The organism is Mycobacterium sp. NGS67 (assembly GCF_059812185.1).
In genome coordinates this window covers 98,360-113,821 of record NZ_JCALCF010000001.1, presented here as the reverse complement: position 1 = coordinate 113,821, position 15,462 = coordinate 98,360, and the positions used below count along the sequence as shown (strand labels likewise).

General features: G+C 67.4%; 18 protein-coding genes. 10 read left to right on the top strand and 8 right to left on the bottom strand.

Going from position 1 to position 15,462, the window contains the following annotated elements; all coding sequences use genetic code 11:
• Nucleotides 1–13: 13 nt before the first annotated feature.
• Nucleotides 14–487 carry a lipoprotein LpqH gene (locus AC5Y4D_RS00620; RefSeq protein WP_499943147.1) on the bottom strand — a complete coding sequence of 158 codons (474 nt, stop codon included), beginning with the start codon at nucleotides 485–487 and terminating at the stop codon, nucleotides 14–16.
• Between the two features lie 143 nt (nucleotides 488–630).
• Between AC5Y4D_RS00620 and AC5Y4D_RS00615 the strand changes: the two genes are divergently transcribed.
• Nucleotides 631–2,505 carry an alkyl/aryl-sulfatase gene (locus tag AC5Y4D_RS00615; protein ID WP_499943148.1) on the top strand — a complete coding sequence of 625 codons (1,875 nt, stop codon included), beginning with the start codon at nucleotides 631–633 and terminating at the stop codon, nucleotides 2,503–2,505.
• 67 nt (nucleotides 2,506–2,572) lie between these two features.
• Here AC5Y4D_RS00615 and AC5Y4D_RS00610 read toward each other — a convergent pair whose 3' ends face one another.
• The 5 genes from AC5Y4D_RS00610 to AC5Y4D_RS00590 are packed head-to-tail and all read right to left on the bottom strand — an operon-like array spanning nucleotide 2,573 to nucleotide 7,261.
• Nucleotides 2,573–3,541: an NADPH:quinone oxidoreductase family protein gene (locus tag AC5Y4D_RS00610; RefSeq protein WP_499943149.1), complete on the bottom strand. Its 969-nt coding sequence runs from the start codon at nucleotides 3,539–3,541 to the stop codon at nucleotides 2,573–2,575.
• Entirely contained in the window at nucleotides 3,541–4,143 is a 603-nt protein-coding gene (locus AC5Y4D_RS00605; protein WP_499943150.1) for a TetR/AcrR family transcriptional regulator, read from the bottom strand. The genes AC5Y4D_RS00610 and AC5Y4D_RS00605 overlap by 1 nt, the downstream gene beginning before the upstream one ends.
• Nucleotides 4,140–5,447, bottom strand: a complete 1,308-nt coding sequence (locus AC5Y4D_RS00600; protein WP_500036132.1) for an acyl-CoA dehydrogenase family protein — start codon at nucleotides 5,445–5,447, stop codon at nucleotides 4,140–4,142. Before AC5Y4D_RS00600 ends, AC5Y4D_RS00605 begins: the two co-directional genes overlap by 4 nt.
• Nucleotides 5,448–5,463: 16 nt before the next feature.
• Nucleotides 5,464–6,228 carry an SDR family NAD(P)-dependent oxidoreductase gene (locus tag AC5Y4D_RS00595; protein WP_499943152.1) on the bottom strand — a complete coding sequence of 255 codons (765 nt, stop codon included), beginning with the start codon at nucleotides 6,226–6,228 and terminating at the stop codon, nucleotides 5,464–5,466.
• A 1-nt stretch (nucleotide 6,229) separates the two neighbouring features.
• The gene (locus AC5Y4D_RS00590) at nucleotides 6,230–7,261 is read right to left on the bottom strand and encodes a phosphotransferase family protein (RefSeq protein ID WP_499943153.1); all 1,032 of its coding nucleotides are present in this window, start codon (nucleotides 7,259–7,261) and stop codon (nucleotides 6,230–6,232) included.
• A 66-nt stretch (nucleotides 7,262–7,327) separates the two neighbouring features.
• On the opposite strand from AC5Y4D_RS00590, the gene AC5Y4D_RS00585 reads away from it, so the two are divergent.
• On the top strand, nucleotides 7,328–7,936 hold the full coding sequence (locus tag AC5Y4D_RS00585) for a histidine phosphatase family protein (protein WP_499943154.1): 609 nt from the start codon (nucleotides 7,328–7,330) through the stop codon (nucleotides 7,934–7,936).
• Nucleotides 7,937–7,957: 21 nt separating this feature from the next.
• The gene (locus AC5Y4D_RS00580) at nucleotides 7,958–9,004 is read left to right on the top strand and encodes a phosphotransferase family protein (protein ID WP_499943155.1); all 1,047 of its coding nucleotides are present in this window, start codon (nucleotides 7,958–7,960) and stop codon (nucleotides 9,002–9,004) included.
• Here AC5Y4D_RS00580 and AC5Y4D_RS00575 read toward each other — a convergent pair.
• The gene (locus AC5Y4D_RS00575; protein ID WP_499943156.1) at nucleotides 9,001–9,369 is read right to left on the bottom strand and encodes a LapA family protein; all 369 of its coding nucleotides are present in this window, start codon (nucleotides 9,367–9,369) and stop codon (nucleotides 9,001–9,003) included. The two genes, AC5Y4D_RS00580 and AC5Y4D_RS00575, sit on opposite strands and share 4 nt — an antisense overlap.
• A 73-nt stretch (nucleotides 9,370–9,442) precedes the next feature.
• On the opposite strand from AC5Y4D_RS00575, the gene AC5Y4D_RS00570 reads away from it, so the two are divergent.
• From AC5Y4D_RS00570 to AC5Y4D_RS00550, 5 genes are read left to right on the top strand one after another with little or no spacing between them, the layout of a single operon-like run.
• Nucleotides 9,443–10,369, top strand: coding sequence for an ABC transporter substrate-binding protein (locus AC5Y4D_RS00570; protein ID WP_499943157.1), 927 nt, complete (start codon nucleotides 9,443–9,445; stop codon nucleotides 10,367–10,369).
• Between the two features lies 1 nt (nucleotide 10,370).
• The gene (locus AC5Y4D_RS00565) at nucleotides 10,371–11,462 is read left to right on the top strand and encodes an ABC transporter ATP-binding protein (protein ID WP_499943158.1); all 1,092 of its coding nucleotides are present in this window, start codon (nucleotides 10,371–10,373) and stop codon (nucleotides 11,460–11,462) included.
• Nucleotides 11,462–12,130 carry an ABC transporter permease gene (locus tag AC5Y4D_RS00560; protein ID WP_499943159.1) on the top strand — a complete coding sequence of 223 codons (669 nt, stop codon included), beginning with the start codon at nucleotides 11,462–11,464 and terminating at the stop codon, nucleotides 12,128–12,130. Before AC5Y4D_RS00565 ends, AC5Y4D_RS00560 begins: the two co-directional genes overlap by 1 nt.
• Nucleotides 12,127–12,861 (top strand): ABC transporter permease, encoded by a 735-nt coding sequence (locus tag AC5Y4D_RS00555; RefSeq protein WP_500036131.1) that lies wholly within the window; start codon nucleotides 12,127–12,129, stop codon nucleotides 12,859–12,861. Before AC5Y4D_RS00560 ends, AC5Y4D_RS00555 begins: the two co-directional genes overlap by 4 nt.
• A gap of 4 nt (nucleotides 12,862–12,865) precedes the next feature.
• Nucleotides 12,866–13,465, top strand: coding sequence for a putative glycolipid-binding domain-containing protein (locus tag AC5Y4D_RS00550; RefSeq protein WP_500036130.1), 600 nt, complete (start codon nucleotides 12,866–12,868; stop codon nucleotides 13,463–13,465).
• Here the strand turns inward: AC5Y4D_RS00550 and AC5Y4D_RS00545 are convergent.
• Complete coding sequence (locus AC5Y4D_RS00545) at nucleotides 13,428–14,387, bottom strand: prephenate dehydrogenase (protein ID WP_500036129.1); 960 nt, start codon at nucleotides 14,385–14,387, stop codon at nucleotides 13,428–13,430. The two genes, AC5Y4D_RS00550 and AC5Y4D_RS00545, sit on opposite strands and share 38 nt — an antisense overlap.
• Nucleotides 14,388–14,480: 93 nt before the next feature.
• Here AC5Y4D_RS00545 and AC5Y4D_RS00540 point away from each other — a divergent pair, with 93 nt between their 5' ends.
• Nucleotides 14,481–15,002, top strand: a complete 522-nt coding sequence (locus tag AC5Y4D_RS00540) for a tRNA adenosine deaminase-associated protein (RefSeq protein WP_500036128.1) — start codon at nucleotides 14,481–14,483, stop codon at nucleotides 15,000–15,002.
• Complete coding sequence (locus AC5Y4D_RS00535) at nucleotides 14,999–15,457, top strand: nucleoside deaminase (protein ID WP_500036127.1); 459 nt, start codon at nucleotides 14,999–15,001, stop codon at nucleotides 15,455–15,457. Before AC5Y4D_RS00540 ends, AC5Y4D_RS00535 begins: the two co-directional genes overlap by 4 nt.
• The last annotated feature ends 5 nt before the right edge of the window (nucleotides 15,458–15,462 follow it).

Genomic DNA, 15,462 nt, shown 5'->3' with positions numbered 1-15,462 from the left:
TCGCCTCAGATCGTCAGCCCGAGCAGGTGACGTTGATCTCGAACGACTTCTTGACCGGCTGCATGGGGTTGGCCATGTCCACGCCGGTGGCGGTGCCGCTGATCTTGTAGGAGTTGCCGTTCTTGGTCGCCTCTGCCTTGGCGTCAGGTGTCCCGGGGGCGTAGCCGAGGGAAACCCCGTTGACGTTGCCGAGCGCGACCGACTTCACCTCGGGAGGGTTGGCGTCGGAGAGCACCGCGCCGATACCGGTGGCCGAGCCGCCGATCGCGATGTTGACGGTGCCGCCCGCATTGGTGCATACCGTCGTCCCGGTCACGTTCTGGTCCTGGCCGTCGATGAGGACCTTGGTGCCGGAAGCGCCGCCGCCTCCGCTGGCTGCCGACGAAGAACTGCTGCTGCTCGACTTTGGCTTGTCACTCGAACAACCCGAAACACCCGCGACCAGAATGGCCGCTCCGGCCACCGCGACCGTCAGTCCACGCTTCACCTGTGCTCCTTTGCCCAATGAAACGGCCCGTCTTCAGTGCGGTCCGCCACGGCAGTATGCGCGGAAAGTGGACTGAATTGCTAGGCAGAACGAAAAAGATTTTCCTCTTTCTGGCGTCCCGCGAGGGTGGAAAGGTAGGACCGATGGACCACAAGCCCCCTACCGCAGTCATCGAGTCGGCGCACGGCAAGCACTCGCTACCGCTGCACGACACAAGGGATTTCGACGACGCCGACCGTGGTTTCATAGCCGCGCTGTCCCCGTGCGTGATCAAGGCAGCCGACGGCCGGGTGGTGTGGGACAACGACGCCTACGCCTTCCTGGACGGTCCGGCGCCCACGTCGGTGCACCCCAGCCTGTGGCGGCAATCGACGCTGGCGGCCAAACAGGGTCTGTACGAAGTGGTGCCGGGCATCTACCAGGTCCGCGGACTGGACCTCTCCAACATCAGCTTCATCGAGGGCGACACCGGAGTGATCGTGATCGACCCGCTGATCTCCACCGAGACAGCCGCGGCCGCGATGGAGTTGTACCGGACCCATCGCGGCGGTGAGCGTCCCGTCGTCGCGGTGATCTACACCCATAGCCACGGTGACCATTTCGGTGGCGTGCTCGGAGTCACCTCGCAGGCTGACGTGGATGCCGGAAAGGTGGCGGTGCTGGCGCCGGAAGGGTTTACCGCGCACGCCGTCCAGGAGAACGTCTATGCCGGGCCGGCGATGACGCGCCGCGCGTCCTATATGTACGGCTCGTTGCTGGATCGTGGGCCGCAGGGGCAGGTCGGTTGTGGGCTGGGCCAGGCTGGATCGGTAGGTGAAGTCGCGTTGATCGTGCCCACCGTCGACATCCGGACGACAGGGGAGACGCACACCATCGACGGGGTGGAGATCGAGTTTCAGATGGCGCCCGGCACCGAGGCGCCCGCCGAAATGCATTTCTATTTCCCGCGATTCCGCGCGCTGTGCATGGCCGAGAACGCCACCCACAACCTGCACAACCTGCTGACGCTGCGCGGTGCACTGGTCCGCGATCCGCGTGCCTGGTCGGGTTATCTCACCGAAGCGATCGACAGTTTCGCCGATCGCGCCGACGTAGTGTTCGCCTCCCACCACTGGCCGACCTGGGGCCACGACCGGATCGTCGAATTCCTGTCGCTGCAGCGAGACCTCTACGCGTATCTGCACGACCAGACGCTGCGGCTGCTGAATCAGGGCTATACCGGGGCGGAGATCGCCGAAATGTTCCAACTGCCACCGGCATTGGACCAGGCGTGGCATGCCCGCGGGTACTACGGGTCGGTCAGCCACAACGTGAAAGCGGTCTACCAGCGCTACATGGGCTGGTTCGACGGCAACCCGGGCCGGTTGTGGCCGCACCCGCCCGAAGCCCTCGGTCCGCGCTACGTCGAGGCCATCGGCGGCATTGACCGAGTCGTCGAACTTGCCCGGGCCGCATTCGATTCCGGCGACTTCCGCTGGGCCGCAACGCTACTCGATCACGCCATGTTCACCGACGAGCACCACGCGGCGGCGCGTGAGCTCTATGCCGATACGTTGGAACAGTTGGGCTACGGCGCGGAGAACGCGACGTGGCGAAACTTCTTCGTCAGTGGCGCCACCGAACTGCGGGTGGGCAATTTCGGCACGGCGACGCAGATCACCTCGCCGTCTCTGCTGTCGCAGTTGACCCCGGATCAGGTGTTCGACAGCCTGGCCATTCGGGTGAACGGCCCCCGCAGCTGGGATCTCGACCTCTCCGTCGACGTCACCTTCACCGACGCGGATGTCAACTACCGGTTGAGCCTGCGCAACGGCGTGCTCGTGCATCGCCGCACACCGGCAGATCCCGACACCGCGACCGTTACTGTCAAGCTGGCCAACAAGTCTCGGCTGCTGCTGGTGGCGATCGGCGACTTCACCTCACCCGGGTTGGAGTTATCCGGCGATCAGGCGGCGCTGCAGTCGTTGATCGGGGCGCTCGACGATCCGGACCCGAACTTCAACATCGTCACCCCTTGAGCGCGAGCAGACGCAAAAGCCCCCAATTCGTGCCGAATTGAGGGGCTTTTGCGTCTGCTCGCCGGGGTTACGGGACGTCGATGATCACCTTGCCGAGCACTTTGCGGTCGGCGACATAGCGCAGCGCGGCGGCGGTTTGGGCCAACGGGAAGCGGGCGCCAATATGAGGCCGTATCCTGCCGTCCGCGAACAACTTCGACAGCTCGGCGATGTCCCGCGTGCACTGCTTCGGGTAGTCGCTCATGAAGGTGCGAATTTCCATGCCGCGGATCGTGATGTCCTTCAGCATAACCAGATTCAGCGGAATGGCCGGAATGGAACCGGCGGCGTAGCCCAGGGTGACGAAGATCCCGCCGCGGGCCAGACCGCGCAGCGCCGGCTCCGCGTAGGACCCGCCCACCGGGTCGAGCACCACGCGCGCGCTGTCACCGGTGAGTTCGCGGATGCGTAGCTTGAAGTCCTCGTTGTCGTAGTCGACGGCGGCTTCGGCGCCACGTTGCCGGCACAGGTCGAGCTTTTCCGGGCTGGACGCCGCGGCCAGCACCCGCGCGCCCATGCTCACCGCCAAGTCGACGGCGGCCAGTCCCACGCCACCGGCCGCCCCGAGCACCACAACCCAATCACCCTCTGCCACTTGGGCTACCGACCGCAGCGCGTGGTAGGCGGTCCGATACGTCACGCCGAACGCTGCGGCAGCAGCGAAGTCGACACCGTCGGGAATCGGCTCCCCGGTGGCGGCATCCAGCAGTGCCAGCTCGGCGAAGGCCCCGAAGGTGGTGCCGAATACGCGCTGGCCCACCTGGAAAGCGGCGCCGTCACCGACGGCCACGACTTCGCCGGCGATCTCGTTGCCCGGTGTGAACGGCGGCGGGATCTTCACCTGGTACTTACCCGCCACGAACAACACGTCCGGAAAATTCACCGCCGCAGCGTGTACCCGCACCAGCACCTGACCCGGCGCCGGCACCGGGTCGTCGACATCGACGAGTACCAGATCCTCCGGAGGACCGTAGGCAGTGCAGACAATCGCCCGCATCAACCCACTCCCAGCCCGCGCAAGCAGAACCGCACCAGATGCTCGATGTCCAGCGGGCCCGGCCCATCGGACGATCCCACGTACCGCCGCATCATCGCCACCGTGCCACCGTAGACGGCCTCGACATCCCGATCGACGTCGGAGCTGCCCAGTGCGGCGACCGGCTCGACGAGCAGATCCCGCAACGGCCGCATCATCTCCCGGTCCGTGACAAGCCAATTCGACATCTGCCCGGCGGCCGCGCGGCTCATGCTGATCAGGTGCGGATCAGCGACCTGCGCCAAGGTGCCCTCGATCCAGCGGGCCACCCTGTCCTGCGGATCGGACTCCTTGGCCATCTGGTGCTCCAGGTAGGACACGACGATTCCGACACCGCGCTCCAGCACGGCCAGGATCAAGTCGTCCTTGCCGGCGAAGTACCGGTAGAACGCCTTATTCGACGAACCGGCCTCGGCGACGATGTCGGTGACCCGCGGCGGCTCGGGGGCCACCCGTTCCATCACCCGCACCGCTGCGGCCAGGATGCGCTCCACCTCCTCGGTGGCGCCGCGCTGCCGGTCGTCGAGCGCGCGCTCGACTGCCGCCGCAACCCGGTTGGTCATGGCGAATCAGGCAGGGCGGGAACGCGATCGACCAAACCGGCGTACTTCTTCAGCGCCGCCTCGCGGCGTACGTCGAGCATCTCGCTGGGCCACTCGCCTTCCTCGGCGTCGTAACCCTTGAGCAGCATCCGGGCCAGGTTCACCTTGTGCGCCTCGGTCGGACCGTCGGCCAACCCCAGTGCGATGCCGCCGAGCAACACGTTCACCAGCGGCAACTGGTCGCTGAGCCCGAGCGCGCCGTGGACCTGGATCGCGCGCATCCCGATCGATTTGAGCACCTGGGAGGCCAGGATCTTGCAGGTGGCGATCTCGGCCCGGGCGGCGCGCTCGTCGCCGTTGTCGATCAGCCACGCCGCGTGCAGCACAGTCAGCCGGAACGGCGTCAGCTCGGTGTAGGAGTCGGCGATGAACTCCTGCACCAGCTGCTTGTCGGCCAGCGAACTGCCTTGCGTGAAGCGGCTTTTCGCCCGGCGCGACATCATCTCGACGGCACGGTGGGCCACCCCGAGCGAGCGCATCGCGTGGTGCAACCGGCCGCCGGCCAGCCGGGTTTGCAGGATCAAAAAGCCCTGTCCCGCCTCACCGAGCAGCGCGTCGGCGCCGACCCGCACGTCGTCGTAGCGGACCAGGGAGTGCCCCGGTTCGTGCGGGTCCGAGCCGACGAGGTGGTGGTTGGCCTCGATGGTCAGCCCCGGTGTGCCCGCCGGGATCAGGAAGGTCGACGCGCCGAAGTGGACGGGCACGTCGGGGTCGGAGATCGCCACCACGATGAAGAACGAGGCGACGGATGCGTTGGAGGAGAAGAACTTCCGGCCAGTGATCACCCACTCGTCACCGTCGCGGACCGCTCGGGTGGTGAACACCCGCGGGTCGGCACCGCCCTGCGGCTCGGTCATGGAGAAGCAGGAGAAGATCTCCCCGGAGAGCAGGCCCTGCAGGTAGCGGTCCTTCTGCTCCTGGGTGCCGAAGCGGGCGATGATCTCGGCGTTGCCGGTGTCGGGAGCCTGGGTGCCGAAGATGATCGGCGCCCACGGGCTGCGGCCCAGGATCTCGTTGATCAGCGTGAGTTTGACCGCACCGAAACCCTGCCCGCCAAGCTCGGGACCCAGATGCGGCGCCCACAAACCCTGGTCGCGCACCTGTTGTTTGAGCGGGTCGACGATGCGGCGACGCTCGTCGTTCAGGGGCAGGAATTCGCAGCCGGGGAACAGCACTTCGAGTGGTTCGACCTCGTTGCGGACGAAATCACGGACCCACTGCAGTTTCTGTTCGAACTCGGGCTCGGTGGAAAAGTCCCATGCCATACGAATGCTCCTCGGGTTAGGGGATACCGCCATCGGCCCGCACGATCGAGCCGGTGGTGAAACTGGATGCGTCCGAGGCCAGAAACAAAGCGGCACCGACGATTTCGGCAGGATCGCCAGCGCGCTTGAGTGAGAGATGCTCGAACGGGTTGCGGGTGGCCTGGTCGAGGTTCCAGGCCTTGCTGACGTCGGTCAGGAACGGCCCGGCCATCAGCGTGTTGACCCGCACGGTCGGCCCGAACGCTTTGGCCAGCGCCTCGGTCATCGCGTTGAGCCCGGCCTTGGCGCAGGCGTAGGGAACGATGTCGGGGGTGGGTCGCAGCGAGCCGGCGGTGCTGACGTTGATGATCGAACCACTCCCCGCGGCCACCATCCGCTCGCCGACCAGAGCCGAAAGCCGGAACGGCCCTTTGAGATTGAGGTTGAGCACCGAGTCGAACAACTTCTCGGTGACGTCGGTCAGCTTGTCGTACAGCGGCGACATGCCCGCGTTGTTGATCAGCGTGTCGACCTTGCCGAACGCGTCGTACGTCGCCTCGACCAACCCGTCGAGCTGATCCCAGCGGCCCACGTGCACCTGATAGGGCAAAGCGGTGCGGCCGGTTTCGGACTCGATGTCCTTGGCGACGGCCACGCAGGTGTCCATGTTGCGGCTGGCGATCACCACATCGGCGCCGCAACGGGCCGCGCCGAACGCCATCTCCCGGCCCAGGCCGCGGCTGCCGCCGGTGATCAGCACCACCCGGTCGGTGAGATCGAAAAGTTGTTGTGCGTAACCCATTTCATCGCCCCCGGGACAGCTCGGCGGCAGTGGCGATCAGCTGGGGGATCATCGCCCCGAACGCGTCCTGGATCTTCGGGTCCACTTTTCCGGTCCGCACGCCAGTTGCGTAGGTCTTCTCCAGCACGATGCCCAGTTTCCAGTTGGCCAGCACCAGGTAGTAGTCGATGTTCTCGGTGGACAGTCCGCTGATCGTCTCGTAATGCTCCAGCAGTTCACTGCGCGACGGCATCCCCCGCATGTCCAGATAGAATCCGTCGACCCGCGGTTCGTCCCCGTCGTAACCCAGCAGCGCCCACGCCAGGTCCAGCAAGGGGTCACCGACCGTTGTCATCTCCCAGTCCACGATCGCAGCCAGCCGGGCCGGCGCCCCGTGCGCGAACATCACGTTGGCGAACTGGTAGTCGCCGTGCATGATGCCCGGCGTGTAATGCGCCGGCCGATTGCGGCGCAACCAGTCCGAGGCCTCGTCCAGCCCCGGCAGCTCTCGCACCTTGTACGCGTCGAGAAACGTCAGCCACCGGTCCACCTGGCGCTCGTGAAAGCCGTCCGGGCGGCCGAAACCGTCCAGACCCTGCGCGCGCCAGTCCACCCGGCCCAGCCGCGCGGCGCCCTCGACGAGCTGGAACGCCAGTTCGCGCCGCGCCGTCAGGTCGGTGTCGAACGGGGGCCGCCATCCGCCGTCCATCGGGCTCCAGCCCTCGATCGCGCTCATCACGTAGAACGGCATGCCCAGCACCGCTCCGGTCTCGTCGGCGGCGATCAGCTCCGCGTGTGGCACGTCGGTGCCGGACAACGCGCGCACCAACCGGATTTCGCGCAGCAGCCCGTCGATGCGGGACGCGTCGGCGCGCGGGCCGGGCATCCGCAGCACCATGCGCTCCGCTCCACGCTGCACCAGGTACAGCGTGTTCTGCGAGCCGCCGCCGAGTTGCTCGAGCACCGGCTCGGCGCCGTTGCCGGGGGCCCCAGCGGTGTCCAGCCATCGGCCCAGCAGCGCGGTATCCAGCCCGGTTCCGCTCACAGCCACCATCCCGCACACTCCAATCTCTGGACGGAGAATAGCATTCTCCACCCGCTGTCGTGTAAGGGTTGAGCCATGCAACTGCTCCTGGTTCGGCATGCGTTACCGCTGCGCAGCGAACACGGCCAGGGTTCCGACCCCGACCTCTCGGAGACCGGATTTGCGCAGGTCGCGCGACTGCCCAAGGCGCTTGCCCGGTTCCCGATCTCCCGGGTGGTCAGCAGCCCGCAACGCCGCGCCGTTCAAACCGGCGAGCCCGTCGCCGAGGCCCGCGGGCTGGCCGTCGAGATCGACGACCGGTTGGCCGAGTACGACCGCGACCTGCATTCCTACATTCCGGTCGAGCAGATCCGCAACGAGTTCCCCGAGGAATGGGCGCGGATGTCGCAGGGGCATCTGCCCAGCGCGGTGGACGAGGAGGCGTTTCGGGCGCGGGTGCGCGCCGCGGTCGACGATCTGGTGAGCGCGGCCGATCCCGACGAGACGATCGCCGCTTTCAGTCACGGCGGCGTGATCAACGTCGTGCTGCACGAGATCCTGGGCACGGCCCGGCTGTTGTCGTTTCCGATCGACTACGCGTCGGTGACGCGGTTGCTGTTCTCCCGGACCGGCCAGGCGACGGTCGCGACGGTCAACGCGACCGAGCACGTCTGGGACCTGCTGCCGCGAAACCAACGGTTCTAGCGTGCGTGGTAAACAAGTCCGGTGACTTCGGTGGACCGACTCGACGGCCTGGACCTGGCCGCATTGGACGGTTATCTGCGTCCACTCGGCGTCGCGCGTGAGGGCGAACTGCGCGGCGAGTTCATCTCCGGTGGCCGCTCCAATCTGACCTTTCGGGTCTACGACGACGAGACGAGCTGGCTGGTCCGGCGTCCGCCGCTGCACGGACTCACGCCGTCCGCGCACGACATGGGCCGCGAATACAAAGTGGTGGCCGCGCTGCAGGACACCGCGGTGCCGGTGGCACGCACCATCGCCCTGTGTGAGGACGACTCGGTGCTGGGCGGTCCGTTTCAGATCGTCGAATTCATCGACGGTCAGGTGGTCCGCCGACGGGGCCAACTCGAGTCGCTCGGCCGGCGCGCCATCGACGGCTGCGTCGACGCGCTGATCCGGGTGCTGGTCGATCTGCACAGCATCGACCCGGAATCCGTGGGACTGGGCGACTTCGGGAAACCCAGCGGCTACTTGGAGCGTCAGGTGCGCCGGTGGGGCTCGCAGTGGGACCTGGTGCGCCTGTCCGACGACCGCCGCGACGACGACGTCAAGCGCTTGCATTCGGCTCTGCAACAAGCCATTCCGCAGCAGAGTCGCACCTCGATCGTGCACGGCGACTATCGCATCGACAACACCATCCTGGACGCCGACGACCCGACGACGGTGCGCGCGGTGGTGGACTGGGAGCTCTCCACGTTGGGCGATCCGATCAGCGACGCCGCCCTGATGTGTGTCTACCGCGACCCGGCGCTGGACCTGATCATCGACACCCAGGCCGCCTGGACGTCGCCGCTGCTGCCGTCGGCCGACGAACTGGCCGACCGCTACTCACTGGTCTCCGGTCAGCCGCTCGGTCAGTGGGAGTTCTACATGGCGCTGGCGTACTTCAAGCTGGCCATCATCGCGGCGGGTATCGACTTCCGGCGGCGGATGTCCGAGCAGGCCGACGGCAAGGACACCTCCGACGACGCACCCGAGGTGGTGGCGCCGTTGATCTCCCGCGGGCTGGCGGAGATCGCGCGGTTGAGCTAGCGGATCCCGGCCGTCAGATTCTTCTTGGCCGCGCGGCGCAACTGCACCATGCGCGCGGTGCCCACCGCGACGGTGATCAGGCCGCCGCCGATGGCTGCGACCAGCATGGCCACCCCCAGCGGCAAGGTCCAACGCCAACCGAGAAACGCGAACGAGGCCGACTCGGTGTTCTGGGTGATGAAGATCAACAGCAGGATCAAGACCAGGAAACCACCGGTGAGCGCTCCCCAGAGCGCACCGGCGCGGGTGAAGGTGGACGCCCTGTCCTTGGGGAGCGGACGCGACCGCTCTTCCGGGGTCAGCGCCGGGGTCTTGCCGGACGACGGCTTGTCGGTTGACGGCGAGCCAGAGGGATTGCTGCTCATAGTTATATCTTTCTCCCTTCCTGCACCGATTGAAACCAAACCACGCGGGAAAACTGGAGATAGTGTCGGCCGTGTGAGACTGCTGCGGCGCGTGACGCTCGCCGTGGCAGCCGTCTGCCTGGCCGCGGCATGCAGCAATCCCGATCCGTTCGGGTCCGGCGCCGGGGGCCCACGGTCGATCGTGGTGGGGTCCGGCGATTTCCCCGAGTCGATGATAGTCGCTGAAATCTACGCACAAGCGTTGCAAGCCAACGGCTTCGACGTCGGGCGGCGGCTGGGGATCGGCAGCCGCGAGACCTACATCCCGGCGCTCAAGGATCATTCCGTCGACTTGGTGCCGGAGTACATCGGCAATCTGTTGCTCTACTTCGAGCCCCATGCCACGGCGACGGTGCTGGACGTTGTCGAGTTGCAGCTTTACCGGCGGTTGCCCGGCGATCTGTCCATCCTGACGCCGTCACCGGCCTCGGACACCGACACCGTCACCGTCACCGCTGCGACAGCGGCGAACTGGAACCTCAAGACCATCGAAGACCTGGCCGCCCACTCCGCCGAGGTGCGCTTCGCAGCGCCGTCGGCGTTCGCCACCCGCCCCGCCGGATTACCCGGACTCAAGCAGAAATACGGGCTCGATATCAGTCCGGGAAATTTCGTGCCCGTCGACGACGGCGGGGGTCCGGTGACCGTGCGGGCTCTGGTGGAGGGAAGGGTCGATGCGGCCAACGTCTTCAGCACCTCCCCGGCCGTGCTGCAGAACCGTCTGGTGGTGCTCGAGGATCCGGAGCACAACTTCCTGGCCGGCAACATTGTGCCGCTGGTGAATTCGCAGAAGAAGTCCGATCGACTCAAAGACGTGTTGGACGCGGTGTCGGCGAAGCTGACCACGCAGGGCGTGGCCGAACTCAACGCCGCGGTATCCGGCAACGGCGGCGTCGATCCCGACCAAGCCGCCCGGAAATGGTTGCAGGACAACGGCTTCGATCACCCGATCGGGCACTGACGTGATCACCTTCGACAACGTCAGCAAGGTGTTCGGCGATGGCGCGACGGCCGTGGACCGGTTGAGCATCGAAATCCCCGTCGGCAAGCTCACGGTGTTCGTCGGCTCGTCCGGCTGTGGCAAGACCACGGCGCTGCGCATGATCAACCGGATGATCGACCCGACGTCGGGCACCATCACCGTCGACGGTGCCGACGTGTCGACCGTCGACGCGGTGCGCCTGCGCCGCGGCATCGGCTACGTCATCCAGAACGCGGGATTGCTGCCCCACCAACGGGTGATCGACAACGTCGCCACCGTGCCGGTGCTCAACGGCCAGTCCCGGCGCGCCGCCCGCACCGCCGCCTACCAGGTGCTCGAACGCGTCGGGCTGAACCCTGAGCTCGCCACCCGCTACCCCGGGCAACTCTCTGGCGGGGAACAGCAGCGCGTCGGGGTGGCCCGCGCCCTGGCCGCCGACCCACCGATCCTGTTGATGGACGAGCCGTTCTCCGCCGTCGACCCCGTCGTGCGGCACACGCTGCAGAACGAAATGCTGCGTCTGCAAAGCGAATTGCACAAAACCATCGTCTTCGTCACCCACGACATCGACGAGGCGCTGCGCCTCGCCGACCGGGTCGCGGTGTTCGGCCCGGGCGGAGTGCTGCAGCAGTACGACGAACCCGCGCGGCTGCTGTCACGCCCGGCGAGCGAATTCGTCGGCAGGTTCATCGGCCTGGGTCGCGGCTACCGCTGGTTGCAGCTTCTGGACGCCGGCGGGCTGGCGCTGCACGACATCACACAAATTCCGTTGCATGCCCTGCCCGACGCCGAGCTTCGGGACGGCTGGACATTGGTGGTCGACGACGGGGTTCCGCAAGGTTGGATCGACGGCGACGGACTGCGTCGGCATCGCGACGGGCGACCGCTCTCGGAGACCATGACGGCGGTCGGTTCGGTGTTCCACCTCGGCGGCAACCTCAGCCAGGCGCTGGATGCGGCCCTGTCCTCGCCGTCGTCGATGGGTGTCGCCGTGGACGAGGCGCACCGGGCGGTCGGCGGCGTCCTGGCCGCCGATGTGCTGGCCGAAGTGGAATCCCGCAGGCGGCCCTGATGCGCTACCTGTTGACACACCTGGACACCGCGTGGGCGCTGACCGTGATCCATCTGCGGCTGTCGCTGGTCCCGGTGCTGATCGGACTGGTGATCGCCATCCCGCTCGGCCTGGCGGTGCAGCGCGCCCCGCTGCCGCGCCGGATGACCACCGCGACCGCCAGCGTCATCTTCACCATCCCGTCGTTGGCGCTGTTCGTGGTGCTGCCGATGATCATCGGCACCCGGATCCTCGACGAGGCCAACGTCGTCGTCGCGCTGAGCGCCTACACCACCGCGTTGCTGGTGCGGGCGGTATTGGAGGCGCTGGACGCGGTGCCGGTGCCGGTTCGGGACGCGGCCATCGCGGTCGGTTATTCGCCGATCGCCCGGATGCTCAAAGTCGAATTGCCGCTGTCGATCCCGGTCCTGGTGGCCGGGCTGCGGGTGGTGGTGGCGACGAACATCGCGATGGTGTCGGTGGGCGCGGTGATCGGCATCGGTGGATTGGGCGCCTGGTTCACCACGGGATTCCAGACCAACAAGAGCGAGCAGATCGTGGCCGGAATCATCGCCTTGTTCGTGCTGGCGGTGGCCATCGACGCGCTGATCAGCGTGGTCGGGCGGGTGCTGACCCCGTGGGAACGCCGCCGGCGCATTCCGGCACCGATCGTGGGCGGCGCCCGATGAACTTCGTCGCACAAGCGCTGTCGTTCCTGACCACGGCGAGCAACTGGACCGGACCCACCGGGCTGGCCGCCCGCACCTTTGAACACCTGGAATACACCACATTGGCGGTGGCGGCGGCAGCGGTCATCGCCATCCCGCTGGGGCTGGTCATCGGGCACACCGGGCGCGGCCAGGTGCTGGTGGTCGGCGCGGTCAACGGGCTACGAGCGTTGCCGACCCTGGGCGTACTGCTGCTCGGGGTACTGATGTTCGGTCTGGGTCTGGGCCCGCCGATCGTGGCGCTGATGCTGCTGGGCGTTCCGTCGCTGCTGGCCGGCAGCTATGCCGGTGTTGCCAACGTGGACCCGCTCGTGGTCGACGCCGCGCGCGCGATGGGCATGACCGAGCGGCAGGTGCTGCTGCGGGTGGAGGTGCCCAACGCGCTGCCGCTGATGCTCGGTGGGCTGCGCAGTGCCACGTTGCAGGTGGTGGCCACGGCGACGGTGGCCGCCTACGCAAGCCTGGGCGGATTGGGTCGCTACCTCATCGACGGGATCAAGGAACGGCAATTCCACATTGCGCTGGTCGGTGCGGTGATGGTGGCCGGGTTGGCCCTGCTGCTGGACGGACTGCTGGCATCGGCGGTGTGGGCTTCGGCGCCCGGGTCTGGGCGGTTGAGCAGGCCTGGCCACGGAATTGACCTTGCAGTTACCGACAAACGTGTCGCGGTCACCCGAGAGGTCCTACGGTAGACGTGTGAACGCAGCCCCCTCTGACCCATCTCAGCGTGTCTCGCCGGCGATGATGACGTGGCGTGCCCAGGATTGCTCGCGCATGGAGTCGGTGCGAGTTCAGTTCTCCGGCAAGCGAATCAAGGCAAACGGCCGTATCGTGGCCGCGGCCAGCGACGCCAACCCGGCCTTCGGCGCGTTTTACGAACTGCAGACCGACGAGTCCGGGGCGACCAAGCGATTCGGGCTGACCGTCACGTTGGCCGAGCGGGAACGTCAGCTCGCCATCGCCCGCGACGAGGAGAACATGTGGCTGGTGACCGACCACCAGGGCGAGCGCCGCGCGAGTTACAACGGCGCCTTCGACGTCGACCTGGTGTTCAGCCCGTTCTTCAACGCGCTGCCGATCCGTCGCCTCGGCATCCATCAGAAGGCGGACATGGTCGCGCTGCCGATGGTCTACGTTAACGTGCCGGAGATGTCGGTCGATGCGGCGACCGTGAGCTACACCAGTGAGGGCCGGCTGGACGGTATCAAGCTGCGGTCGCCGGTGGCCGACACCACGGTGACGGTCGACGCCGACGGGTTCATCGTGGACTATCCAGGGTTGGCAGAGCGGATCTGATCACCCCGCCGGCCCGACCGGCCGCAGCCAGTTGCTGTTGCCAGTTCTCCGCGCCGACGACGACGGAGACGATGTCGTAGCGCGGGAAGCTCTCGTAGCGGGTGCGCGCGGCGTGGCCCTCGTCGACCAGGTCGGCGACCGATCCGTTGGACGCCAGCGAGTCCCGGGCCCGGCTGAGCAATTCGATGATCCGAGTGGTGGCGGGCACCAATTGGCTGGTGTTGGCCTCGCACATCGCGCGCACCAGGTCCGGGGCGGTGCCCGCGACCCGGGTGGCGTCCCGGAAGGAACCCGCTGCCAGCGCGAAGGCCAGCGGCACTTCGGCGGCGGTGACGGCCAGCGCCTCGGCGAGCAGGTGCGGCAGATGGGAGATGGCCGACGCGGCGGCGTCGTGCTCGTCGGATTTGGCCGGCACCACGACCGCGCCGCAGTCCAGGGCCAACGTCGTCACCATCGACCAGATTTCCGGGTCGACGTGATCGTCCACGCTGACCACCCAGGGTGCCCGGTTGAACAGCCCGCCGTGCCCGGCCGTCCACCCCGAGTGCGCGGTGCCGGTCATCGGGTGACCGCCCACGAACTTGCGCAGCAGCCCGGCTTTGTCCACCTCCTCCAGGACGGCGGTCTTGACGCTGGTGACGTCGGTCAGCGGACAGTCGGGCGCCGATTCGCGGATGCGGGCGAGCATGGTCGGCAGGGCCGGCATCGGCACGGCGAGCACGATCAAGGCGTTGCTGGCCGCGGCACGGGTCAAGGTCTCGTGCAGGTCGGTGGTGGCGTCGAACCCGTCTGCGCGAGCGCCCGCGGCGCCCTCCACCGACCGGTTGTAACCGAAAACCTCGCGGCCGGCTCCGGCGGCGGCCCGCACGATCGATCCCCCGATCAGACCCAGGCCGAGTACACAAACCGGTGTCTTAGTCACAAGTCCAAGGTTGGCACAGACCGTTGCGTGGGTGGGCGCCTGGACCGGGCTTCGTCTGGCCACGGGCCAGGTCAGGGACTAGCGTAGGCGGCCATGGGAGCACAACGGGCTTCAGCAGCAGGCCCGTCCTCGGACGTTCCGGACGGCTTCGGCGTCGCGGTCGTGCGCGAAGAAGGACGGTGGCGCTGTTCGGCGATGGGTACTAACTCGCTGAGCAGTTTGTCGGCAGCCGAGACCGAGCTGCGTGAGTTGCGCAGCGCGGGTGCCGTCTTTGGGCTGTTGGATGTCGACGACGAGTTCTTCGTCATCGTGCGGCCGGCGCCGTCGGGCACCCGGCTGCTGCTCTCGGATGCCACGGCGGCGCTGGACTACGACATCGCCGCCGAGGTGCTGGACAATCTGGACGCCGAGATCGACCCCGAGGACCTCGAGGACGCCGATCCGTTCGAGGAAGGCGACCTGGGTTTGCTGTCCGACATCGGGCTGCCCGAGGCGGTGCTGGGCGTCATCCTCGACGAGACCGATTTGTACGCCGACGAGCAACTCGGGCGGATCGCGCGGGAGATGGGTTTTGCCGAGCAGCTGTCGGCGGTGATCGACCGCTTGGGTCGGTGAATTCCGACGAGTCGTTGATCCGCGCCGCTCTGGCGGTGGCGGGCACGGCCGGGCCCCGCGATGTTCCGATCGGCGCCGTCGTGGTCGGCGCTGACGGGGCTTTGCTGGGGCAGGCCGTCAATGCCCGCGAGGCACTCGGCGATCCCACCGCGCACGCCGAAGTCTTGGCCCTGCGCGCGGCGTGTGCGGTGCTCGGCGACGGCTGGCGACTTTCGGGGGCGACGCTGGCGGTGACCGTCGAGCCGTGCACGATGTGCGCCGGCGCGCTGGTGTTGGCCCGGGTGGGCCGTCTGGTGTTCGGGGCGTGGGAACCGAAGACCGGCGCGGTCGGTTCGCTGTGGGACGTGGTTCGCGATCGCCGGCTCAATCACCGTCCCGAGGTGCGCGGGGGAGTGCTCGCCGCGGAGTGTGCCGCGCCGCTCGAGGAGTTCTTCGCCCGGCAGCGATTGGGGTGAGACGC

What these genes read in the sequence shown, in the direction of transcription:
- AC5Y4D_RS00615 (WP_499943148.1), top strand. Translation starts at nt 631, where the DNA reads ATGGACCACAAGCCCCCTACCGCAGTCATCGAGTCGGCGCACGGCAAG.
- AC5Y4D_RS00610 (WP_499943149.1), bottom strand. Translation starts at nt 3,541, where the DNA reads ATGCGGGCGATTGTCTGCACTGCCTACGGTCCTCCGGAGGATCTGGTA.
- AC5Y4D_RS00605 (WP_499943150.1), bottom strand. Translation starts at nt 4,143, where the DNA reads ATGACCAACCGGGTTGCGGCGGCAGTCGAGCGCGCGCTCGACGACCGG.
- AC5Y4D_RS00600 (WP_500036132.1), bottom strand. Translation starts at nt 5,447, where the DNA reads ATGGCATGGGACTTTTCCACCGAGCCCGAGTTCGAACAGAAACTGCAG.
- AC5Y4D_RS00595 (WP_499943152.1), bottom strand. Translation starts at nt 6,228, where the DNA reads ATGGGTTACGCACAACAACTTTTCGATCTCACCGACCGGGTGGTGCTG.
- AC5Y4D_RS00590 (WP_499943153.1), bottom strand. Translation starts at nt 7,261, where the DNA reads ATGGTGGCTGTGAGCGGAACCGGGCTGGATACCGCGCTGCTGGGCCGA.
- AC5Y4D_RS00585 (WP_499943154.1), top strand. Translation starts at nt 7,328, where the DNA reads ATGCAACTGCTCCTGGTTCGGCATGCGTTACCGCTGCGCAGCGAACAC.
- AC5Y4D_RS00575 (WP_499943156.1), bottom strand. Translation starts at nt 9,369, where the DNA reads ATGAGCAGCAATCCCTCTGGCTCGCCGTCAACCGACAAGCCGTCGTCC.
- AC5Y4D_RS00560 (WP_499943159.1), top strand. Translation starts at nt 11,462, where the DNA reads ATGCGCTACCTGTTGACACACCTGGACACCGCGTGGGCGCTGACCGTG.
- AC5Y4D_RS00555 (WP_500036131.1), top strand. Translation starts at nt 12,127, where the DNA reads ATGAACTTCGTCGCACAAGCGCTGTCGTTCCTGACCACGGCGAGCAAC.
- AC5Y4D_RS00540 (WP_500036128.1), top strand. Translation starts at nt 14,481, where the DNA reads ATGGGAGCACAACGGGCTTCAGCAGCAGGCCCGTCCTCGGACGTTCCG.